Annotated in this window: 20 protein-coding genes; 16 read left to right on the top strand and 4 right to left on the bottom strand. The window is 70.6% G+C overall.

Annotated features, from left to right (window positions below; genetic code table 11):
- Position 1: 1 nt before the first annotated feature.
- The 4 genes from ACA361_RS02020 to ACA361_RS02005 form a co-directional block, all read right to left on the bottom strand.
- Complete coding sequence (locus ACA361_RS02020) at positions 2-2,353, bottom strand: protein kinase (protein WP_375010018.1); 2,352 nt, start codon at positions 2,351-2,353, stop codon at positions 2-4.
- Between the two features lie 48 nt (positions 2,354-2,401).
- Complete coding sequence (locus ACA361_RS02015) at positions 2,402-2,719, bottom strand: DUF4282 domain-containing protein (protein WP_375010017.1); 318 nt, start codon at positions 2,717-2,719, stop codon at positions 2,402-2,404.
- 260 nt (positions 2,720-2,979) lie between these two features.
- Positions 2,980-3,450, bottom strand: coding sequence for a hypothetical protein (locus ACA361_RS02010; RefSeq protein WP_375010016.1), 471 nt, complete (start codon positions 3,448-3,450; stop codon positions 2,980-2,982).
- Positions 3,451-3,464: 14 nt separating this feature from the next.
- Positions 3,465-4,985, bottom strand: a complete 1,521-nt coding sequence (locus ACA361_RS02005; RefSeq protein ID WP_375010015.1) for a Hint domain-containing protein — start codon at positions 4,983-4,985, stop codon at positions 3,465-3,467.
- Between the two features lie 147 nt (positions 4,986-5,132).
- On the opposite strand from ACA361_RS02005, the gene ACA361_RS02000 reads away from it, so the two are divergent.
- From ACA361_RS02000 to ACA361_RS01925, 16 genes are all read left to right on the top strand, one after another.
- Positions 5,133-5,999 carry a hypothetical protein gene (locus tag ACA361_RS02000; protein WP_375010014.1) on the top strand — a complete coding sequence of 289 codons (867 nt, stop codon included), beginning with the start codon at positions 5,133-5,135 and terminating at the stop codon, positions 5,997-5,999.
- A 55-nt stretch (positions 6,000-6,054) separates the two neighbouring features.
- Positions 6,055-6,741, top strand: coding sequence for a hypothetical protein (locus tag ACA361_RS01995; protein WP_375010013.1), 687 nt, complete (start codon positions 6,055-6,057; stop codon positions 6,739-6,741).
- A gap of 113 nt (positions 6,742-6,854) precedes the next feature.
- Positions 6,855-8,387, top strand: a complete 1,533-nt coding sequence (locus tag ACA361_RS01990; protein WP_375010012.1) for an RNase A-like domain-containing protein — start codon at positions 6,855-6,857, stop codon at positions 8,385-8,387.
- A gap of 26 nt (positions 8,388-8,413) precedes the next feature.
- The gene (locus ACA361_RS01985) at positions 8,414-9,046 is read left to right on the top strand and encodes a hypothetical protein (protein ID WP_375010011.1); all 633 of its coding nucleotides are present in this window, start codon (positions 8,414-8,416) and stop codon (positions 9,044-9,046) included.
- Positions 9,047-9,820: 774 nt separating this feature from the next.
- On the top strand, positions 9,821-11,248 hold the full coding sequence (locus ACA361_RS01980) for a hypothetical protein (protein WP_375010010.1): 1,428 nt from the start codon (positions 9,821-9,823) through the stop codon (positions 11,246-11,248).
- A 29-nt stretch (positions 11,249-11,277) separates the two neighbouring features.
- Positions 11,278-12,024 carry a Flp pilus assembly protein CpaB gene (cpaB, locus tag ACA361_RS01975; protein ID WP_375010009.1) on the top strand — a complete coding sequence of 249 codons (747 nt, stop codon included), beginning with the start codon at positions 11,278-11,280 and terminating at the stop codon, positions 12,022-12,024.
- Complete coding sequence (locus ACA361_RS01970) at positions 12,021-13,238, top strand: CpaE family protein (protein WP_375010008.1); 1,218 nt, start codon at positions 12,021-12,023, stop codon at positions 13,236-13,238. Before cpaB ends, ACA361_RS01970 begins: the two co-directional genes overlap by 4 nt.
- Positions 13,235-13,657: a TadE/TadG family type IV pilus assembly protein gene (locus ACA361_RS01965; RefSeq protein WP_375010007.1), complete on the top strand. Its 423-nt coding sequence runs from the start codon at positions 13,235-13,237 to the stop codon at positions 13,655-13,657. Before ACA361_RS01970 ends, ACA361_RS01965 begins: the two co-directional genes overlap by 4 nt.
- Complete coding sequence (locus ACA361_RS01960) at positions 13,654-14,001, top strand: TadE family protein (RefSeq protein ID WP_375010006.1); 348 nt, start codon at positions 13,654-13,656, stop codon at positions 13,999-14,001. Before ACA361_RS01965 ends, ACA361_RS01960 begins: the two co-directional genes overlap by 4 nt.
- A 3-nt stretch (positions 14,002-14,004) precedes the next feature.
- Entirely contained in the window at positions 14,005-15,495 is a 1,491-nt protein-coding gene (locus ACA361_RS01955) for a CpaF family protein (protein WP_375010005.1), read from the top strand.
- Position 15,496: 1 nt separating this feature from the next.
- Positions 15,497-16,423 (top strand): type II secretion system F family protein, encoded by a 927-nt coding sequence (locus tag ACA361_RS01950; protein ID WP_375010004.1) that lies wholly within the window; start codon positions 15,497-15,499, stop codon positions 16,421-16,423.
- Entirely contained in the window at positions 16,423-17,301 is an 879-nt protein-coding gene (locus ACA361_RS01945) for a type II secretion system F family protein (protein ID WP_375010003.1), read from the top strand. Before ACA361_RS01950 ends, ACA361_RS01945 begins: the two co-directional genes overlap by 1 nt.
- Positions 17,301-18,503: a sensor histidine kinase gene (locus tag ACA361_RS01940; RefSeq protein ID WP_375010002.1), complete on the top strand. Its 1,203-nt coding sequence runs from the start codon at positions 17,301-17,303 to the stop codon at positions 18,501-18,503. Before ACA361_RS01945 ends, ACA361_RS01940 begins: the two co-directional genes overlap by 1 nt.
- On the top strand, positions 18,504-19,199 hold the full coding sequence (locus ACA361_RS01935) for a response regulator (protein ID WP_375010001.1): 696 nt from the start codon (positions 18,504-18,506) through the stop codon (positions 19,197-19,199). It begins immediately after the preceding gene.
- A 228-nt stretch (positions 19,200-19,427) separates the two neighbouring features.
- Positions 19,428-19,553, top strand: a complete 126-nt coding sequence (locus tag ACA361_RS01930; RefSeq protein WP_375010000.1) for a hypothetical protein — start codon at positions 19,428-19,430, stop codon at positions 19,551-19,553.
- A gap of 179 nt (positions 19,554-19,732) precedes the next feature.
- Positions 19,733-21,196 carry an OmpA family protein gene (locus ACA361_RS01925; protein WP_375009999.1) on the top strand — a complete coding sequence of 488 codons (1,464 nt, stop codon included), beginning with the start codon at positions 19,733-19,735 and terminating at the stop codon, positions 21,194-21,196.
- Positions 21,197-21,231 lie beyond the last annotated feature (35 nt).

Here is a 21,231-nt window from a genome sequence, read left to right as displayed (position 1 = left end):
GTCATGTGAGAGCCTTCCGCTCCGCCGCCGCGTGCGCCTGCCGCCACCGGTGCAGCCTGATCCCGGCGGCCACCCCGTGCGCGGCCGCGCCGGCCACCATCACCAGCACCCACAGCGGGCTCGGGATGGAGAGGACCATGCCGATCAGCATCAGGAACAGCAGCAGCGGCACCGTCCCGGCGAGCAGCATCAGGCCGCATCCGCGCCCGGACGTCCGCCGGGCCGCGCCCGACATCGTCTGGGACGCCTTGGCCAGCCCGCGGCCGCCCGCGCCCAGGAAGCCCGACAGCGCCGACCACGGGCCGTACGGCAGGTAGTCGCCGCCCTGCGTGCGCGCCAGCATAACCTCGCTGCCGCACTGCACCCCCCACGCGAGCAGGGAGAACGCGGCCAGCACCCCGAGCGGCAGGCCCGGCGGCAGCTGGAAGCCTCCCTGGCTCCGCGTACCGCCCTCCTCGCCGCTGAGGACCGTCCCGACGAACAGGCTGCCGAGCAGCCACACCGCGAGCAGCGGCAGGGACCAGGCCACCGCCCGGCGCACCGCCGCCGGCCGGCCCGCCAGGCGGCGCCGCTCCCGGTCCGCCCAGCGCTCGCGCAGCTCGCCGGTGCGCCGCTCGGCCGCGCGCCGGTCCCGTTCCGCGGCCTCGTTCTCCAGTACGGCCTCGGGCGCGGCCCGCGCCACCGCCAGCAGCCGCAGCGGATCGTCGCCCGCGCCGTCCGCCATCCAGCCGAACCAGCCGACAGGCTCGCGCACCGACGCCCGCGCCCGTTCCGCCGCCCGCGCGATCCGCTCCCGCGCCTCGCCCGGCCGCGCCGCCAGCGCCAGCAGCGTCAGCCGCAGCACCGGCGGATCCTCCGACTCCGCCGCCGGCAGCCTGGCCGCCGCCCCCGGCGGCACGTGCCGCCGCAGCCCGGCCGTCAGCTCGTTCCACGCCGCCACGTGCGACCGCCAGCGGTCGTCGATCGCGGCCAGCTCCCGGCCGCCCTCGAAGCCCGCCAGGACACGTAGCAGGTGCCGTTCCCACAGCTCCGTGCCGAGCAGGCACGCCACCCGGTGGTCCGGATGCTCGAAATCACCCGCGAGCCCCGCCAGGCCCGGCAGATCGTCCGCCGTCACCCGCCGCCCCAGATAGTGCGGCGGCAGCCCCGGCTCCAGCCACCGCACCAGATGCAGCAGCTTCACGTCGGGCGGCAGATCCGTCGTCAGGTAGCCGTCGATCAGCCCGATCCGGCTGTCGTCGGGCAGCCCGTTCAGCCACTCCCGCAGCGAACGCCACGCCTCCCCGGCCTCGCCCCGGCCGAAGAAATAGGAGGCGGCGAAGTCCCACTTCGCGACCAGTGCCCGCGCGAGCTCCGCCCGGTCGTCGTAGCGCCGCCCGTCGAACGGCACCCCCGTACCCGGCGGCGGCGTGCGCGGCTCCTCGACGACCTCCGGCGACCCGCCGGCCAGCCACCGCCCGACCTCCGCGCCGCCCCACCGGCGCCGCGGATCCCGGGTGAGCAGGCCCTGGCACAGCAGCCGCAACCGCGGATCGTCCACATCGCCGGCCGGCACCGCCCGCGTCGCCAGATGGTCGACCACGGCCGTCTCGCTCAGCCCGGAGAACGGCGCCCGCCCCGTCACCAGCTCCCGCACGATCATCCCGAGCGACCACCAGTCGCGCGCCGGCGACACCTGCCCCGACAGCGACTCCGGCGCCGCGTACGCCAGCGTCCGCGACGACGACGCGAACACCACGCTCTGCTCGATGACCCTGCTCAGCCCGAAGTCCGTGATCGCCACCCGGAGCGGGTCGGCGGCCAGCACCAGCACGTTCTCCGGCTTGAGATCGCGGTGGACGATCCCCGCCCCGTGCAGCGCCTCCAGCCCCCGCGCCAGCTGCTCCACGATCCGGTCGACCGCCGCCCTCGGCAGCGGCCCGCCCATCAGCGCCCGCAGGTTGCCGTCCGGCGCGTACTCCGAGACCTCGTAGTCCCGGCCCTCGGCCTGCCCGGTCTCCAGGATCCGCACCACATGCGGCGACCCCAGCGCCGGCAGCTTCGCCCACACCTCCCGGTCGGCGTGGTAGCCCCGCCGGAACAGCTTGACGACGTACTCGCCGCCCTGATCCCGTACGAGCAGCAGATCCGACTCGGCCCCCTGGACGGGCAGCTCCGCGACCACCTCGAACCGCCGCGCCAGCTCCCCGGGCAGCCGCAGCAGCGGCTCCTGCGCTCCCGCCGCCCCGCCGCCGTCCCGCCGCGTCGCCCGCGGCCCCGGAACGTACGGATCCCTATGAGTGACCCCCGGATCCCGGCGGGTCGCCCGCGGCGGACCCTCGCCCTCCGGCTCCTCGAAGTCGCCCACCTGCATGCCCCGTCCATGTCCCCGCGCGCCTGCACGCGAGCCTAACGCGCCCTTTCAGATCTTGTCCTTGATCACCCGAAGGTGCTCGGCCGTCTTGAACCGCACCACCACGGCCTCCAGGAACACCCTGGCCAGCACCGCCTGGAAGACCCAGACGACCGGGGAGGCTCCGATGACCAGCAGCCCGACGAGCCAGCCGTCATGGATCTGCATGAGCCAGATCCCGCACGCCAGCACGATGAGCGAGGAGAACGTCACGAACAGCAGCGAGAAGACGTAGAGCAGCTTGATCAGCTTGGGTGTCACCAGGTGGTTGAAGTTGGCGTCCAGCAGCGCCCCCAGCAGCCCCTTGTCCGTCCGCTCCGGCGGCACCCACCCCTGAGGCGTTTGCTGCTGCGGCGCACCCGTGGCCTGCTGTGCCTCCGGACCTTGGTTCCAGTCCTGCCGCTGACCGGGAACGGGCCCGGACTGCCGCGGCAGAGGCGGCGGCCCGTACGGGCCGGGTGCCTGCCGATGGGGCTGCTCCGAAGGATTCGTCATCGCCGACTCCCGAGTGTCACGAGGCTGCTGCACCGAACTCTAGAGCGTGCCGCCGTCCCGTCCACTCCGCACGAGTGGGGACGGTCCGGCGGTCACAGCCACGGGATCGTGACGGGACGTCTGTACCAGCGCTCGCTGAGCGGCACGTTTTCCCGCAGGGCCTTCGCGTAAGTGCGCAGTGCCGCGCCGTCGTCGGGCAGCGTCCGTTCCAGGAATCGCCGGTCGAGACGGGCCAGCAGGTCCGTGACGAGTCCTGTGGCGAGGACGGGATGGGCTCGCAGGATGTCGTCGATGCGGTCCCTCGACTCGAGGTCGTTGATGTACTCGTCCACGATGTAGCGGCCGCGGGGGGCCCAGTCGTTCTCCATCAGGGTCACGAGGCGTTCCCAGTACCGGAACCGGGAGCGGACGGAGTAGGTGGGCTCCACGAGCCGCTCCGCCGCCGCGGCGGGCAGCCGCGAGCGTTCCAGTTCCAGCCTTTCCCCGTCCACGGCGGCCACCGCGGCGAGTTGCGCCGCGGGCAGCCGCTCCCATGTGGAGTCCGTGGCCGGTGTCCCCGTCATGCCGGTGCGCCCCATCACTCGTTGATCTGTTCCAGGAAGTACTGGTAGCCGCGGTCCGGCTGCATGAAGGTCCCGTCGTTCCCTTCCCGGATGACCATTGTCCCGGTGTTGGAGTCCCACCAGGCCCAGCGGGGGGTGCCGGACGGCGTCGGCCGCATCTTGATGCCCGGCGTGCCGCGCATGATGTTCTCCAGATATTCGGCCAGCTGATCGTCCGGCACCCCGGGGATGCTGCGGTGGTTGGCGTGCAGGGCCAGTTTGTCGGCGATCAGGTCCACGTCGCCGGCCTGGCTCGCCGGGTCAGGCTGGCCCTTCCCCGGGGTGCCGGAGGGGCTCGGGGACGGGCTCGCGGAGGGGGTCGCCGACGGTTCGGGGGACGCGTCCGGGCCGTCGGCGTCGCACGCCTCGCCGGGGCCGGGGGTGGGGTCGTTGTGGACGAGCATGTCCACGCCGCCGACCGAGATGTAGTAGGTGTGCGGGCCGTCGACGGTGAGGTTGTGGACCCGTTCGGTACGGGTGTACTCGCGGGTGTCGACCACCAGCACCGAGCGTCCCCCGGGGGTGGCCGGCGCGTCGCCGGGCATCAGGTCGCCGGCATCGGTCCAGCCGCCCGACGGCAGCCAGAACGGGTGGTTGGCGGTGGCCGTGATCCGCGCGGTCGGGCCGCCGACCTGCCCGTCGGGATCGACGGTGATCTCGGCCAGGTGCTTCACTCCGGTACCGGTGATCAGTGCGGTCACCGGGTACGGCCCGGCACGGCCCGTGCGGGGATCGGAGGCCCACACCAGGTCACCGACCGCGACGTCCTCGATGGGTCTCCGGGTCCCGTCGGCCAGCAGCACCCGGGTGCCGGGCACGAAGCTGTTGCCGCCCCTGCGGTTCCTGCAGGCTTCCAGCGCGTCGTCGAGACGGTCCCTGGCGTCACCGCGGGCCCTGCGGGCCCTGTCCAGCCGGCGCTTGAGGTCCAGGAACCGGTCGATCAGCCTGATGACCTTGGGGATCGACTTCAGCAGCTTGCCGATCTTCCCCCATGGCACCAGCCCCACCAGCGCCCACAGGCAGTCGCCCAGGTTCGGGTTCTCGACGCAGGCGATGATGTCCCCGGCGATGAAGTCCAGCCCGAGCTTCCCGATCTCCTCAAGGAGATCGAACGCCTCCCACTCGTCCTCTAGGGCGCCCAGATCCTCCTCGGCCGCCGCCAGCGCCTCCCGCGCCTCCCGCAGCTCACGCTCCTCCGGAGACTCCGACCCCGACGGACTCGGTGACGGGCCCGTGGACGCAGGCGATCCCGAAGGCGACGGCGACCCGCTCGGCGACGGCGACCCGCTCGGCGACGGCGACCCGCTCGGCGACGCCGAGCCCTGGCCGTCGCAGTCCTCACCACCGCCGACGACGCACACGGCCGCACGGATCTTGGCCACCACCGACTCGGGCAGCGCCACGACCGCGGTCGCCGCCACGATCGTCCCCACCAGCAGAACGATCGCGACATAGGAGAGCGACCCCTCGCCCCGATCCGCCCGCCGTCTGAGCATGCCGCCCGTGCTCCATTCCCCCATAACAGCCCTCAGAAGAGGCAATAACAGGTTCTGTCGACTCGCACGGGTCTCAGGACCCAATCAGGGCCCAAATACGGCCGGCGCACTGCTCGTTCCGCGCAGCTGCCCTTAGGGTTCTGCGATATGAGGTGTCTCTCGGCGGCCGTTGTGCTCGCGATGTGCCTGGCCGGGACCGCGGCATGTACGGGGGACGAGAGCGGCTCCCGGCCCAAGGCCGCCCGCACTCCGTCGAAGCCCGTCCCCGCCGCGCAGCTCGCCGATGTCGACCTGCCCGGTGCCCCGGCCGCCCTGGTCGATGTGATCACGCGTCAGGCGGGCAGGGCGGGAAGCGTCCGCGCCGAGCACGCGGCGACGAGCGCCGAGGGCGGAAAGAAGATCGAGCAGAAGATCACCGCGCAGCTGCGGACGGGGGTGCGGCCGCCGAGCGCGCAGATGACGATCGTGGACATGGACCCCGCCGATCCCGGGACCACGGAGGCTGTGGTGCTCGACGGGGTCATCTACACCCGCGTCGCCGGGGAGGAACAGGCTCCCGGGAAGCCCTGGGGGCGGCTGAGCCGGCAGGACGCGAAGAATCCCGAACTCGGGCCGTTCACGACGCTGCTGACCGGTCTCATGGACCAGGTCGATCAGGCCCTTTCCCAGATGACAGCCGACACCGGGCTCGCGCTGGTGCGCAACGGCACGTTCAAGGGGGCTCCGGCCCCGGAGACGCTCGGCGGTGTTCAGGTGCGGCGCTATTCCGGTTCCACGCCGGCCGCGAAGATCGCCGGTACGGATCCCGCTTACAGGGCGCTCGCCAAGGTCGGTCTCAAGGACGTCACCTGGACTCTGTGGGTGGACGGCAAGGGGCTTCCACAGAAATTCCAGGTCGATTACACGACGTCGCAGGATCTGCGCGGAGTGCAGACGGTGACCTATAGCCGATGGGGTGAGCCCGTCCTCATCCAGGCTCCCCCGGCGGGGCAGGTGCACAAGATCGGTGGATGACGGCGGCTCGCCGTCCGGCCGCCACGGTGACGCGACCGGACACAAAGGGAGAACGATGAAGCCTTCGGCGATGGCGGCCCTCGCCGTGGCCGCTCCGCTGCTGCTCGCCTGCTGCGGCGATTCAGGAGCCGGTGAACGGTCGGCGGCCTCGCCGGTGGTCACCCCGACGGCCGCCGCGTCGCAGGCGCCACCGGCGACGTCGGCTCCCACGAAGACGGGGGCGCCCACCGGGGAGGGCGGCCGCATCGGCGGCGGGAGCAGCGGGGTCACGCTGCGGCTCCCCGCGGGATGGAAGGGGGTGGACCCGCTCAACGACTCTTCCGCGGTCGTGCGCACCACCTTCGGCCTGGACGGCGACACCGGGCCTCTGATCAGAAGCCTGATGGAGCGGCAGGTGAAGCAGGGAACCGTGTTCGCGATCGACACGTCGGTCGCCTCCGGCCTCGCGCCGCACCTGCAGGCCGGATGCGACCGCGGCGGCATGGTCGGTGCCTCGCTGGAGCAGCTCAAGCGCAAGCAGCAGGCGCTGGCGCCGGGTTCGAAGATCACCGATCTGACGGTCGGCGGCAAGCCCGGCTTCAAGGCCACCTACGACTCGCAGAAGAGAAGCGGCCCGGTCAGCGGCCTGACCGTGCGCGTGCCGGTGGCCGCCGACCGCTTCTGCTTCGTGGACATCGAGGCCAGGCAAGGAGGCCTGCCCGCCGAAGCGGAGAAGATCGCGGCCTCGTTCGAACCGACCTGACCCGTTCCGCGACTCCGATTGAGGTCCCCGGTTAGGTCCCGGGGCCTATGTGCCCGCGAGTGACACTTGGTTTGCTGACCACTTCGGCCGCTCACTGCCGCGGGGGTGTCTCGGTGCTCAGCCGAAGGGGAGATCGCGGAGAAGGGGCGCTCTCCTACGTCGCGATCGTCCTGCTCGTCGGGACGATCGTCGCCGCGACCGTGGTGGTCGCACTCCCCGACACGGTCGTCGCCAGGATCCGCGCCAGCGTCTGCCATGCCGCCGGTGGGGAGAACTGCGACCGCGGCGACGGCGGGGCCTCTCCCAGCGCAACGCCGTCGAGTTCGCCGCAGCCTTCGCCAGGGGTCACGAACACACCGGCCGGGAACGGCGAGACACCGGAGGAGCGCGAGTACCGCGCGGCCCGTGACGCCGCCACCCAGGCCGACCAGGAGGCGCAGCGGCTCGAGAACGAGTGGAACGACTTCAGTCTGCTGAAGGAGATCGGGAAGCTCGGCCTGGACTTCATCGCCGGGGACATCATCGCCTGTATCGAGAACCCGAATCTGGGCGACTGCCTGTGGGCCCTGGTGGGGCTGGTGCCATGGGGAAAGATCGGCAAGCTGCTGAAATCGATCCCCAAGGTCATCAAGCTCATCGACCGGTTCCTGGACCTCAAGCGCCGGCTCGACAAGGCCCGCAAGGCCCGCAAGGACGCCAGGGACCGGCTGGACCGGGCCGAGGAGGCGTGCGAGCTCAGCAATCGGCAGCCCAACAGCTTCGTGCCCGGCACCCGGGTGCTCATGGCGGACGGGACCCGAAGACCCATCGAGGACGTGGACGTCGGGGACACGATCTGGGCGAGCGATCCCGAGAGCGGCAGGAGCGGTCCCAGAAGGGTGATCCGCCACATCGTCGGGTCCGGGCCCAAGGAACTGGTGGACCTGACCGTCGATCTGGACGGACGGCTGGGCGGCGCGACCGCCCGCATCACGGCGACGGCGAACCATCCCTTCTGGGTGGACGGCGGCACCGATGACTGGATCGACGGCGGCCGGCTGGTCTTCGGGGACACTCTCGTCACTCCGGACGGGCGGCGCGCCATGGTGGTCGGCCACCGCCGCCACAGCCGTGCGCAACGGGTGCACAACCTGACGGTCGACGGTATACCGACGTTCTTCGTCGCGGCCGGCGAGCGAGACGTCCTCGTCCACAACTGCCGCGATCTGGATCTGCACGAGGAGCCGACGAACCGGCCGCCCGGTCATCGGCCGGATCCGCTCAAGCTGGGGCACACGCTGCAAGATCACGTGGATGCGTCACCGGAACGCCTGCGCGCGCATGCACAGGACCCGAGGAACACCAGGGGCGTGGCGGGGAAATGGGCCGACCGTGCGACGGCGGAGTCGGCGATCAACGCCGCTCTCGATGATCCGAAGAACGCGAAGAAGATACAGAACTGGCTCCAGCGCAAGGGACCGCACGGAAGCAGTGATAGGTTCCCCATCAGCTATCAAATAGGACCGAATGGTGCTCCGCCACTCGGAAAGGTGATGTATCGCAACGGTGATTTCGTCGATTCGAGTAACCGTTTCACGGTCATCCTGCAGAGGTCCAAGGGACACTCGCCGGGCTGGTACGTCTACACGGCCTACCCCGAGCCCTGACCGGCACGTGGCCGGAGGGAGCGGAGGTGAATATGCATGATCGGAGCGATGACTTCGGGCTGACGGTTCTGGCGATCGGGTGGTTCACGCCGACTTGGTGGACGCGCTACCCGTCCGCTCCGGCCGTGCTCGAGGACATCGCGCGCAACGAGTCGGCGCCGAGCCTGCAGCAGTACGTCTGCGACGCACGCTTGCTGGCGGGCTCGTCCCTCACACCCCGGCAGCTCGAGGAGATATGGCGTTCGGCCACCGCCGGGCACCATGCCCCGTCCACCGAAGGAATCGACGGACGGGAATGGTTCGAGCGGCTGATCTCGATCATGGAGCCGGCGGTCCTGAAGGCAGGCCTGTCCACGGCCGTCGAGGACGAGATCGAGCGCGACGACGCGGTGGTACGGGCCGTGCGGAAAATCGTCGACCGGCTCTCGATCCGGCAGAACTTCGAGCGGGACCCGGTGGAGGAGCCGTCCCTGCGTACCGCGCTCTCGGATCTGGCCGCGGACGGACGACCCGAACTCGCCCTGCGGTTCCTCGTCAGGATCGCGATCAATCACTACGCGCGGCTGGACGCCGCCCTGGAAGCCCAGATCAGGCAGGCCGGGCGGCGGTTCGGCTATGGAGAGTTCTTCTTCGAACAGCTTGACCACCTCAAAGGGTGAGTCCTCCGCGCCCACCTCCGCCGGAGAGGGAGCCGGGCGGTGCCGGTGGGGAGCCCGTGGCCGGCGCGGACACCGAAATGGCCGAATGTGGCCAATCGGGGACGAGTGTGGTCCCGTCCGGGGAACGGCAGCGTCTCAGAGGTTGATTTCGCCGGAGGGTGTGGCTGATGTGAGACGGACGCGATGGCTAGGGCCGATGGGCCCCATTGTCGGAACTTTGTCGAGTATTGCTCAGTCGTCGCCATGCCGACGCTCGGTAATGTGTTTCGCGGACCGTGCGAAGGTGCGCGAGAGCCCCGCAAAGCGGCCCCCGCGCGCACTGCGGGCGACGGCGGCCGAGCGCGTCGTCCCGCGCCTTGCGGGCGGGTGCCGGGGCGGCGGCCAGGGCCTGGCGGTGTCGCGTAACTCTGCCGTAAAGCAGAATTCACCCGCCCGTGCGGCGGTTCTGGTGGAAGGCCGTCCTTGCCCCGGTATCCGCAGGTCGAGCCCATATTCGAATGATCATTGCGGCCGGGGTGGCGGGGCAGAGGGCGGGGCTCTCGCGCCCGGAGCGCTGAGATCATCTTCGGTGTGCGGGCCGGGCGGGGTGAAATGCCGGTCTCGATGGTCCCGGGGCGCCCAGTTGGCGCCCAAACCTCTTGAATCATGCTTGGTCGCGCGGCTAAGGTCTTTTTGGATTTATATGAATTCGTCTCGACCGCATGTTCGTTCAATTAACGGAGAGTCACGAAAGAGGGAACGGCTCGTGATGCCCCAGAAGGCACGGAAGATCGCATGACCGCGGTGGTGCTCGTGGGTGAGCTCCCCAGCACGGGCATCATTCCGGAGCCGGTGGCATGGCGCGTCGCCGACTCCGCGGTGCCGGAGGCGACGCTCGCGTTCGTCCAGCAGACGGCCGGGGCGTTGCGGCAAGACGGCGCGGTGCTGGTCATCTACCCGGCCTGGCGTCCTCAGGCGGCCGTCCGGCTGGTGCGGCAGGCGCGCGCGTACCTGGCGACGGACCGGATCGCCGCCGTCCCGCTGGATCTGCCGCCCCTGGCCCTCTCCCTCGTCGCCGACCAGCTCGCGTTCATGGCTCCCCACGTACGGCCGGGACTCCTGGCGAGTCTCGCCCAGGTGCTGGCCGACCGGCTGTTCGCCGGTGCCTGGGTCGGCAGCGTCGCGAAGCTCGAGCATGTCCGGACCAGCCTGGGGCAGCACATGGTGTCGCTCATGCCGGGCAGCGGTTTCATGGTCGCCGCGGGGAACCGGCCCGGGGTGCACCGGGTGACGTCCGGCAAGCCGACCCTGGAGATCGGCCACCGGCCGCTCGACCCGGTCCTCATGCTGGCCGCGCACGAGCACGGTGACGTGGATTGGCTCCAGAACAAGCTCAAGCCCGAGCTGCGCGTGGTGTCGCTCACCTTCGTCGCCGGCCAGCCGCTGGGCCCGCGTTTCTGGGGAACCAAGAAGTACGCGGAGTTCGTCGCCTTCAGCGGTCATCCGAGAGACCTCCATCTGGCGCTGCAGTCGGTGGACTGCGAGCCGTGTCCCTGGTGCGGGGAGCCGACGGCGCTCGGCATCTGCCCGTTCTGCGCCCGGGTGCAGTACCGTCCGGTCGCCGGGCACCATCAGCAGGCGCGGCCGCCTGCCGGGACGGGGGCCGGCACGGCCCGTCCGGGCACGCCGGCTCCGCCTCCCCCTGCCGCGCCCTCCGTCACGCCGCCCGCGGCCCCGGCTCCAGCCCCGGCACCGTCCGTGGCGCAACAGCCACAGCCACCACCGCCCATGGCGCAGGCACCACCGCCACCACCACCGCCGGCTTCGTCCGGTCAGGCGCGGGCGCCGGAACCGGTGCCGTTGGCGGCTCCCGTCCCCGACCCGCCCGCTCAAACGCCGAGTCCGCCGCGGTCCTTCGGCGGTCCCACGCCTGCCGCCACCGCGCCGCAACCGGACCGTCCCCCCGAACCCGGTCAACGGAAGGCGCCGGCTCCGGGCCCGGACGCCGCCCAGCCCGGCGGCGGGAGCCGGCACGCCGTGCCGGCACGGAACAGTCCGGCGGGCGGCGCGGGCGCGACGTCCAACGGGGCCGTGCGGCCGGCCGCTCCGCCGGAACCACCGCGGACCCCGGAACCTCCCGCGCCCTCGGCGCAGCCCTCCGCAGGCTCGGACGAGGCCACTCGTACCGACACCATCGAGTTTCGACCGCTCCGAAACCGCTAACACCGCACCTCTGTAGGAAACGGAGTGACATGAACCCCCGCCAGCGACGTGGTGTGCTGTTGATGATCTTGGCCGCGCTGGGCGCCGTCTTCGTCTTCATCACGGTGCTCGGATATGTCGGCAAGGTCCGGGCCGACGCCGACGCCGCGGTCGGTGAGATGACGACGGTGCTGCAGGTGCAGTCCAAGGTCGACGCATTCCAGCCGATCAGTGCATCGCAGATGAAGCAGACGCAGGTGCCCAAGAAGTGGACGACACCCGCCTTCATCACGAACCTGGCCGACCTTCAGGGGAAGGTGGCGGCCGGTGCGATCCCTCAGGGCGCCTACCTGCAGCAGGGGATGCTGCTGGAGGCGCCGGCCCTGCAGCCGGGCCAGCGGGAGATCGCCATCATGATCGATGCGGAGACCGGGGTGGCCGGCAAGGTGATGAACGGCTCCATCGTGGACGTCTACGCCACCTTCGACTCGACGCAGAACGGCCGGCAGACGACCGCCGCCTGCGCGGTGCGCATCCTCAACCGGGTGCAGGTCATCAACGTGGGCAAGGTGCAGGCCGCGTCGCCCGATGCGGGGAAGCAGCCGAACACCGCGCAGGCGAGCCAGAACAGCGGATCGGTGCTGCCCGTGACGTTCGCGCTGAACTCCAACGACACGCTGGGGCTCACCTACGCCGAGAGCTTCGCCCGCAAGGTACGGCTCGCGCTGGTCGGGGGAACGCAGGACGCCAAGCCGCCGTTCAACCGGCTGTGTGAGACCCCGCAGGCGGGCCGATGAGCATCCAGGTCCTCATCGGCACGTCCGACCCGGAGCTCGCGGCCGGCCTGCGTACGAAGATCGCCGAACTGGCCGACACGCAGGTGATCGGGGTCGAGAACAACTCAGGCAACGTGCTGGGGATCGTCGGCTCCCATCAGGAGCTCGACATCGTCCTGCTGGATGAGGGGATCGGTCCGCAGCTGGGGCACGATCTGATCCGCGAGATCGCGCTGCGAAGCCCGCATGTCGCCGTGGTCCTGCTGAGCGAGCAGCTCGACGAGGAGGTTCTGAGTCGCGCGCTGGAGACGGGTGCGCGCGGGGTGCTCGGGCGCAACCCGACGCTGGAGGAGCTCAGCTCCCGGCTGGACGTGGTGGCGGAGTGGTCGCAGCGGATGCGGCAGCTGCTCGGCACGGGGCGGGCCGAGGGACCGGAACTGGGGGGCCGCCGCGGCCGCATCGTGGCACTGGCCGGCGCGAAGGGCGGGACGGGCGCGACGACCATCGCGGTCCAGCTGGCCCTGGCCGCCTCCCGCGCGGGCCGTTCGGTGTGCCTGGTCGACATGGACCTGCAGACCGGCGACGTGGCGACGTACCTCGACATGGTGCACCGGCGCAGCGTCGCCGACCTCGTCAGCGTCGCCAACGAGATCACCGGTGCGGTGCTGGCTGATGTGCTGTTCATCCACGAGGCGGGCCCCCACGTGCTGCTGGCCCCACAGGACGGGGAACGGGCGGAGGACGTCAGCTCCTCGGCGGCCCGGCAGATCCTCGCGGTCCTCCGCTCCCGGTACGAGGTGATCATCGTCGACTGCGGCGCGTTCATGACCGAGGGGTCGGTGACGGCGATCGAGGTCGCCGACCGCGCGGTCATCGCCGTCACGCCGGATCTGCCTTGCCTGCGCGCGGCGAAACGGCTGAGCCATCTCTGGAAACGCCTTGACGTGCGAAAGCCCGAGGACGTGTCGATCGTGCTGACCCGGCAGTCCCGCAAGGACGAGATCCAGCCGGACTTCGCCGCCCGGATCCTCGGCATGACCCCGCTGAAGACCGCCGTGCCCCCGGCGTTCCGCGCGCTCGAGAAGGCCATCAACAACGGCGCGCCCGTCCGGATCGACCACGACGGGTTCCGTAACGCGATGAGACAGCTGGGGGAGGAGCTCGGTGTCCTTCCCGTCATCGCCGCCGCCGAGCCGCGCGGCGGTGCCAGACGGCCGAAGGCGGAGGCGATATGACGCGAAGCCCACGCGGTGCCGGCCTGCGGAAGGACGCCGGAATGGTGGAGTTCACCGGCATGGTTCCGCTGATCCTCGTCACGGTGCTGCTCGTCTGGGAGGGGTTCCTCCTCGGGATGTCGGCGACCTATGCCGGCCACGCCGCCAACGAGGGTGCCCGGATCGCGGCGGTGCACGGCGACTACGGCCAGGTGAAGTCGGCCGCCGTCGAACGCATCTTCGGAGTGTGGGCCGACGAGGAGAACATCGAGGTGCACTACCCCACGGGCCGGGTGTGCGACCCCGATCAGGTGCCTCAGGTGGACAAGGACTGCGGGTACGTCCGGGTCACCATCGAGCCGCCGCTGCTGTTCCCCGGAGTGCTGCTGCCCATGGAGGTCAGTTCCCGGACCCGCGTCGTGTACGAGGGGGAGCAGTGAACAGGGATCGCGGTTCGGCCGCCACGGAGTACATGGCCACCATCGGGCTGTTCCTGTTCGCGCTCATGGTGTGCTTCGAGGCCTACGTCGCGTTCAGCACGATCGAGAAGGTGGAGGAGGCGGCGCGTACCGGCGCCCGGGTCGGCAGCATGCAGGGTGCCGGAGCGGGCGAGGCGGCCGCCGAACGGGTGATGCCCGCATGGCTCAATCAGCACCGGGTCGAGGTGCGGGAGGTCGGCGACGACGTGGAGTGCGTGATCTGGGCCCAGGTCCCGATTCTGGCCAAGGGCGTCCCCGTGGACATGTCGGTGACCCGCCGGGTCCATATGCCGGTCGGAGGGTGAGGCATGGGACTGCGTAACCGCTTGGACGCCGACCAGAACGGCGCCCGCCCGACCACGGGAGCGAACCTCGCCCACTGGCGGAAGCGGCTCCTGGAAGAGATCAACCTCGACGACCTGGCCATGCTGGACCTGGCGCAGCGGCGCGCCCGGCTGGAACGGGTGGTCGGGCACATCCTGACCCGCGAGGGCCCGGTCTTGTCGACCCGCGAGCGCACGACGCTCATCCGGCGGATCGTCGACGAGGCTCTGGGCCTGGGCGTGCTGGAGCCGCTGCTCGCCGACCCGTCGGTCACCGAGATCATGGTCAACGGCCCCGACGACGTGTACGTCGAGCGTGCCGGCCGGCTCACCCGGATCGATCTGGGCTTCGCCAACGAGGCTCAGCTGTACCAGACCATCGACAGGATCGTGGCACAGGTCAACAGGCGCGTGGACGAGTCGAGCCCCATGGTCGACGCGCGGCTCCCCACCGGTGAGCGGGTCAACGTCATCGTTCCCCCACTCTCGCTGGTGGGCCCGGTGATGACGATCCGGCGGTTCCCGCGGGCGTACTCCATGCAGGAACTGGTGCAGATGGGGTCGCTGGACCAGCCGACCGCACTGCTGCTCGCCGCGCTGGTCCGGGCACGGCTCAATGTCGTCGTCACCGGCGGTACGGGCACGGGGAAGACGACCTTCCTCAACGCGCTGTCGGGGTTCGTCCCGCCGCACGAGCGCATCGTCACCATCGAGGACTCCGCCGAGCTGCAGCTCCAGCAGGACCACGTGATCCGGCTGGAGTCCCGGCCGCCCAACATCGAGGGCGAGGGCGCCATCACGATCCGCGACCTGGTGCGCAACTCCCTGCGTATGCGCCCGGACCGCATCATCGTCGGTGAGGTCCGCGGCGCCGAGACGCTCGACATGCTCCAGGCGATGAACACCGGTCACGACGGCTCGCTGGTGACCGTGCACGCCAACTCGGCCGAGGATGCGATCTACCGGCTGGAGACGCTGGCCTCGATGAGCGAGGTCAAGATCCCCTACGACGCGATCCGGTCCCAGATCGCCAACGCCTTGCACGTGGTCGTGTACCTGGAGCGCGGGCCCGACGGCTCACGCCGGGTGCGGGAGGTCGGAGCGATCGTCTCCGAGCGCGGCGAGGCGATCAAGCTCGGCCGGATCGCCGAGTTCGTGCCGGAGCCGATCGGGCTGGACCGGGTAGTTCGGGGCCGCTTCGTGCACGGGCGGCTCCCGCAGACCCTGGTGAGCCGGCTCATGTTCGCAGGGGAGGCGATCCCGCCCGCCTTCGCACCGAGCGCGGCAGGTGGCGACGCGCCCTGGCCCGAGCAGCCGGTGGCGTTCAGCAAGCAGGCGCCGCCACCGTCGGCGCCGCCACCGGCTCCGGGGGACGCACCGACCAGGAACGAGCACCATGGCCCGTCGGCACCGGCGAGCGGGCCGGGCGACGCAGTACCACCCGCGGCCGGCGGTCCGGCCGGGAACGGGAGCTGAGATGAACTATCCGATGATCGTGCTGGCGCTGATCGCCGTACTGCTCCTGGTCGTCTGGGCGGCCTGGGAGATCGGGCGCGGCCTCGACCAGCGGAGGGAACTGGTCGTCCGCGGCGCCCGCGGCTACGACGAGCGGCGCATGGCGACGATGCTGGACCGCTGGGACGCCCGGCTGCGCCGTACGACCATGGGCCGCCAGGTGTCCCGGCGCCTCCTCAGCTCGGGGCTGCGGATCCGCCTCTCGGTCTTCATGGGCGGCATGGTCGCGGGCGGTCTCGTCGTCGTGGTCGTGATGGGCCGGTTCTTGTCGCCCTTCCTTGGCATCATCATCGCCGCCGGTGTCGGGTTCGGCGTCTTCGCCTACCTGCGGCACCAGGAGGATCGGCGCCGCGAGGAGTTCGTGAGCCAGCTGCCCGAGCTGGCCCGGGTGCTGGGCAATGCGGCGGCGGCGGGGCTGGCGATCCGCACGTCCATCGAGATGGCGGCCGAAGAACTGGACGAGCCCGCACGGACCGAGCTCAGCCGGACGGCCGAGGCGCTCCGGCTGGGGCAGTCTTTCGACGACGCGATGATCGACCTGCGCAGCCGGCTGCCCTCCCGGGAGCTGGCAGTGCTGGTCAGCACCCTTGTGGTCGCGGGCCGGTCCGGAGGTTCGCTCATCACCTCGCTCCGCAAGATCTCCACCACGCTGGAGGAACGCAAGGAGACCCGGCGCGAGGTCAAAACGATTCTCGGCCAGTCGGTGGTCGCCGGGTGGGCGATCGGCGGCATGGGCTTCGCGATGTTCGTGGGCATCGGCGTCATGCAGCCCGAGACCATGGACCGGATGACCTCGTCGCTGGGCGGCCAGCTGGTCCTGGTCGTGGTCCTGGGGTTGTTCACCGCCGCACTGCTGCTGATCCGCAGGATGACAAGGATCGATGTCTGATGCCTCTGCTCCTCGCCCTGGCGGCCGGCCTCACCGTGCCGCTGTTCATCTGGGGCTACCAGCTCAGGACCGCGGGACGCCCCGCACCCACCGACCTGGCGGAACCGGCCGCGAAGGCGGCCAAGCCCGAGGAGTTCGGGCCGTTCGGCGGCGTCATCAACCCGATCGGACGTCCCTTCGCCCCTCTGGTCGCCGCCACCCTGAGCGGTGCCGGCCGCAGCCGCCTGCGGCGGCGCATCGACCGCGCGGGCCGCCCGGCGGGACTGACCGTGGAAGGCTACGCGGCCAACAAGGCGGGCAACATCCTCATCTACGGCTCGGTCGGAGTTCTCGGCATCCTGGCCGGTCAGAGCATGGTCGGCGGCGCCCTCTTCATCATCGGGCTGGTGCAGACCGACATCGTGCTGTGGAATCTGAGCCGCGAACGCCAGGAGGAGATCCAGAAGAGCCTGCCGGACTTCCTCGACGTGCTCACCGTCACCGTCTCGGCCGGCCTCGGTTTCCGGCACGCGCTGGCCCGGGTGGCGGACAGCATGCCCGGCGCCCTGTCCGACGAGATGAAGACCGCGCTGCGGCAGATGGACCTGGGAACGCCGCTGCGCGAGGCGTTCGAGGGGCTACGGCAGCGCAACGACAGCGAGGCCCTCGCCAGCTTCGTGACCGCCATCCTGCAGGCCGAGGAGCTGGGCTCGCCGCTGGCCCGCGCGTTGAGCGAGATCAGCACCGACATGCGCCGGGACGCCTTCCAGAACGCGCGGCGGCGGGCGCAGCGCGCCGACCCGCAGATCACGCTCATCGTCACCTTTCTCATGCTGCCCGCGATGATGGCGCTGGTCATCTCGATCATGTACTTCGGAACGAACGGGTCGTTCTTCTGATGTCCTGGGACGATCCGATCACCGTCGAGCGCATGGGTGCCACGTTCCGCCTGCTGATGCAGGTACGGATCCTGGTCGCCGCCCTCACCATCGCCTTGGTGCCCGGCCATCGGATGACGTTGGAAACCTTGCTGCTGCTGAGCGGTGTAGGGCTGCTTTCCGCGCTCGTCCTGTTCTCGTGGCAGCAGATCGTGCCGTCCCTGCTGAAGTACCCGGTGCTGATCGGCTTCGATGTCTTCGCCGCCTACGCGGTGCTGCAGATCGGCGGAGTGACCGGACCGTTCTTTCTGTTCACCGTGGTGACCTCAACGGTGGCGGGGCTGCTGTACGGCAGGCGGGGCTTGCTGGCCTGCGGCCTGCAGATCCTGCTGTACTTCACCGCCGCGGTCTCCTTCGGCGAGGGCCGGGAGCTGAACAGCTTCCAGTCCGTGGTCGCGATGCCGCTGTTCTACCTGGTGGCGGGCTTCGTCGGTGCCGGGCTGCGGCGCCTGTACGCCCAGCAGGGCGTGCTGGAGGCGGCGCGGCGCTCGGCGGAGGTGGCCGCCGCGGCGGCGGAGGAGCGCAATCGCCTGGCGCGGGAGATGCACGATTCCATTGCCAAGACGCTACGCGGGATCGCGATGTCGGCCCAGGCCCTGCCCGCTTGGGTGGAGCGGTCGCCGGCGCGGGCCCGCGAGGAGGCCCGCGGCATCGCGGCCGCGGCCGAGGTCGCCTCGCGCGAGGCCCGGCAGCTGATCCAGGACCTGCGCGACGACGTCTTCCAGCAGCCGCTCGGGGAGGGGGCCGCTGGGGTGGCCGAGGCTTGGGCACGCGAGACCGGTACCGCGCTGAAGCTGGATATCGAGGACAGGATCGACCTACCGGTGCGGTCGCGGTACGAGGTGATCGCCATCCTCAGGGAGGCGCTGGAGAACGTCCGGCGGCATGCCGCCGCGACGGCCGTGGAGGTCGGTCTGACGAGCGACGGCGACCATGTCCTCCTGCGGGTGCACGACGACGGCCGGGGCTTCGAGAGCGACGACGACCTGACCCGGTTCGTCCGGGGCGGGCACTACGGGCTGGTCGGGATGCGGGAACGGACGCGCACCGCCGGAGCGTCCCTCAGCGTGGACTCCGCGCCCGGCGCCGGTACGACGATCAGTGTCGCGGTGCCCTGCTCAGTGGTGGAACCGGCCTCGCCGGCGGATCTGGAGGTGGCCTGAATGCCAGAGGAGAGCGCAGACGTGATCACCGTCGTGGTCGCCGACGATAATCCGGTCGTCCGCACGGGCCTGGCCTCCCTGCTGGAGTCGACCGGAGAGGCCCGGGTGGTGGGCCAGGCGGCGGACGGCCGGCACGCGATCGAACTCACCGAACGGCTGGCTCCGGACCTGGTCCTGCTGGACGTGCGAATGCCGCTCGTCGACGGCATCACCGCGCTGCGAGATCTGAGCCGTCTCACCAAGGTGCTGATGCTGACCTACACCGAGGACGACGAGGTGATACGCACCGCGATCCGCAACGGCGCCAGCGGCTACCTGGTGCATGGCTCCTTCACGGTGGATGAGCTGGCCGTGGCGGTCCGCGACACCGTCGCGGGCACGGCCAATCCGCTGTCGCCCGTCGCGGTCACCGCGCTGATGGCGGCCGTCCAGCAGCGCGTCGACCCGCCCGCGCCGCCGGCCGCGGCCACGGTCGGCCGCGCGGTCGACCGTGCGAGGCACGGGTTGTCGGGGCGGGAGGCCGAGGTGATGGATCTGATCGCCCAGGGACGCACCAACCGCGAGATCGCCGAGCAGCTCTTCCTCACCGAGAAGACCGTCAAGAACCATGTCAACCGCATCTTCGCGAAACTGGGCGTGGGCAACCGCGCCGCCGCGATCGCCCGCTGGCTCGGTACGGCGGTGGAGCCCCGATGATGGGTCCGGGCATGGGTCTGCGGAATGGGTCCAGGTTGGGTCTGCGGACCCTGGGGCGGGCGTCGGCGATTCCGTACCTTCTGTTTACGAAGGCGGAGTCGAAAACGCGGGAGAAAAACCATGACGCCTCTCCGGAATGCAGGCATCCGGCTTGTTTCGAGCATTATCGCACTCAGCGCCCGGGGCGACAGGGACCGCGGCGAAGGCCCCGTTTCCTACATCGCGGTGGTGCTGCTGATCTCCGTGATCGTGATCGCGGTCGTGGCCAGCGGCGTGGGCGACACGATCGTGGGCTACATCGAGAGCGCCGTGGCCGAGGTCTGGAACAACCGGAACGACGGCGCCAGCTCCTGATCCGCCTCGTTCCCTCCGAAGAAGTCGTCGCCTGTACGGGGGTCAGAAACTCTGACCCCCGTACAGGCATTTCGCGTGTGGTCTAATCCTCCGACCGAGTGTGCATGGTGAAGGGAGACCGGCCAGTGAACAGAGCCGCGGAAGGCATCCGGCGCCGGGGTGTGGCGGGCGTGGTCGCGATGGCGCTCGCGCTGACTTCCTGCAGTTCTTCCGGTGACCCGAAGGCGGCGCCGTCGACCCCGGCCCGGCCGTCGGCCGCGACTCCCGGGAAGGGCGGAGTGCTCCAGTCGCAGCCCCTCCTGCACAACGGGGCCGTGCGGTTCGACCTGACGGCGCTGGACCGCGTGTCGAACGACGTCGTCGTCGCCAAGATGACCGCGCGCAACAACTCCCAGACGGAGGCCTCGCTCGGCCTGATCATGCGGCCGGTCACCCGCAGCGTCGCGAACGTGAACAGCTTCCAGCGGAACTCGATCGGCGGCATGGCGCTGCTCGACGGCGCTGGGGCGCGCCTCTACCACCCGCTCGTCGAGCCCGGCCGCAAGTGCCTGTGCTCGCGTTCCGCGGGATTCCCCACGGTGCCGGCCGGGGGGACCCTCGAGTTCCACGCCGCCTTCCCCGCGCCCCCGGCAGGTGTGTCGAAGCTCGGGGTGCTCGTTCCCGGTGTGCTCCCGTTCACCGACATCCCCGTGGGGAACCGGCCCGGCACCAGGATCGACCTCGACGACGGGAACCGGGGCGTCGATCCGGTCGCGGCGAAGAAGGGACCGGAACGGATCCTGCCCGTGACCGCCATCACCGAGAGCGATGTCGGCGCGGAGGAGGACGACGGCACCAATCTCAACGTGCGCATCTCCACCGACGTGCTGTTCGCGGTGAACAAGGCCGATCTCACCCCTGCCGCGCAGCAGACCCTGCGCGAGGTCGCCGGGAAGATCCAGAACTCGCCGGGCGGCTCGGTCAAGGTCGAGGGGCACGCCGACAGCAGCGGGAATGACGCCATCAACCAGCCGCTCTCGGAACGGCGCGCCCAGAGCGTCGTGGAGGCGCTCAAGAAGCTCGTGACGCGTTCGGGTGTCACCTACGAGTCCCAGGGATTCGGCTCCTCCAAGCCGATCGCCTCGAACGACACCGAGGAAGGCAAGAAGAAGAACCGGCGGGTCGTCGTCTCCTTCGCCAGGCCGAAGCCGGCCGGGAGCGGATCCCCCGGGCAGGGGGCGGGGGCGCCGGCCAAGGGGCGCGTGCTGAAGCCCACCACCGGCCCGAAGGGCACCTCCATCCATGTGGACGAGGTGCGCCGCGACGGCAACGGCTACACCACCGTGGCCTGGACCCTCCGCAACGAGGCGGGCGAGCAGGTGCCGGTGAACGGCATGTTCGACGCGCCCTCGGCCGACGGCTACATCGACGGCAGTACTTCCGGGGTGTTCCTAGGCTCGGGCGGCAAGAGGTATCGGGCCGTACGTGACGGTGAGCGCTACGCTTTCGGGCCGAAGTTCGCGTCTCTCGGCCTCGACGTGAACACCCTCGAGAAGGGGGAGCAGATCGGGCTGTACACCATGGTCAGGCTCCCCCCCGAGGTCACGACGGTCACGCTGGACATCCCGGGCTACGGGAAGGCCGAGAATGTCGCGGTGGGCTGACGCCCTTCCCGCGCTGCCGGCGTCGGCGGCCTCAC

The organism is Actinomadura sp. 21ATH (assembly GCF_041951345.1).
In the GTDB taxonomy this organism is placed as follows: Bacteria; Actinomycetota; Actinomycetes; order Streptosporangiales; family Streptosporangiaceae; genus Spirillospora.
Note: the sequence above shows the minus strand (reverse complement) of the source record. Positions and strands in the feature narration are given on the sequence as shown.

Excerpts from the sequence above, each read along its gene's own strand:
- ACA361_RS01995 (WP_375010013.1), top strand. The coding sequence starts at position 6,055 with ATGAAGCCTTCGGCGATGGCGGCCCTCGCCGTGGCCGCTCCGCTGCTG.
- ACA361_RS01940 (WP_375010002.1), top strand. The coding sequence starts at position 17,301 with ATGTCCTGGGACGATCCGATCACCGTCGAGCGCATGGGTGCCACGTTC.
- ACA361_RS01935 (WP_375010001.1), top strand. The coding sequence starts at position 18,504 with ATGCCAGAGGAGAGCGCAGACGTGATCACCGTCGTGGTCGCCGACGAT.
- ACA361_RS01925 (WP_375009999.1), top strand. The coding sequence starts at position 19,733 with ATGGCGCTCGCGCTGACTTCCTGCAGTTCTTCCGGTGACCCGAAGGCG.
- ACA361_RS02000 (WP_375010014.1), top strand. The coding sequence starts at position 5,133 with ATGAGGTGTCTCTCGGCGGCCGTTGTGCTCGCGATGTGCCTGGCCGGG.
- ACA361_RS01980 (WP_375010010.1), top strand. The coding sequence starts at position 9,821 with ATGACCGCGGTGGTGCTCGTGGGTGAGCTCCCCAGCACGGGCATCATT.
- ACA361_RS01955 (WP_375010005.1), top strand. The coding sequence starts at position 14,005 with ATGGGACTGCGTAACCGCTTGGACGCCGACCAGAACGGCGCCCGCCCG.
- cpaB (WP_375010009.1), top strand. The coding sequence starts at position 11,278 with ATGAACCCCCGCCAGCGACGTGGTGTGCTGTTGATGATCTTGGCCGCG.
- ACA361_RS01965 (WP_375010007.1), top strand. The coding sequence starts at position 13,235 with ATGACGCGAAGCCCACGCGGTGCCGGCCTGCGGAAGGACGCCGGAATG.
- ACA361_RS01945 (WP_375010003.1), top strand. The coding sequence starts at position 16,423 with ATGCCTCTGCTCCTCGCCCTGGCGGCCGGCCTCACCGTGCCGCTGTTC.
- ACA361_RS02010 (WP_375010016.1), bottom strand. The coding sequence starts at position 3,450 with ATGACGGGGACACCGGCCACGGACTCCACATGGGAGCGGCTGCCCGCG.
- ACA361_RS02005 (WP_375010015.1), bottom strand. The coding sequence starts at position 4,985 with ATGCTCAGACGGCGGGCGGATCGGGGCGAGGGGTCGCTCTCCTATGTC.
- ACA361_RS02020 (WP_375010018.1), bottom strand. The coding sequence starts at position 2,353 with ATGCAGGTGGGCGACTTCGAGGAGCCGGAGGGCGAGGGTCCGCCGCGG.
- ACA361_RS01950 (WP_375010004.1), top strand. The coding sequence starts at position 15,497 with ATGAACTATCCGATGATCGTGCTGGCGCTGATCGCCGTACTGCTCCTG.
- ACA361_RS01970 (WP_375010008.1), top strand. The coding sequence starts at position 12,021 with ATGAGCATCCAGGTCCTCATCGGCACGTCCGACCCGGAGCTCGCGGCC.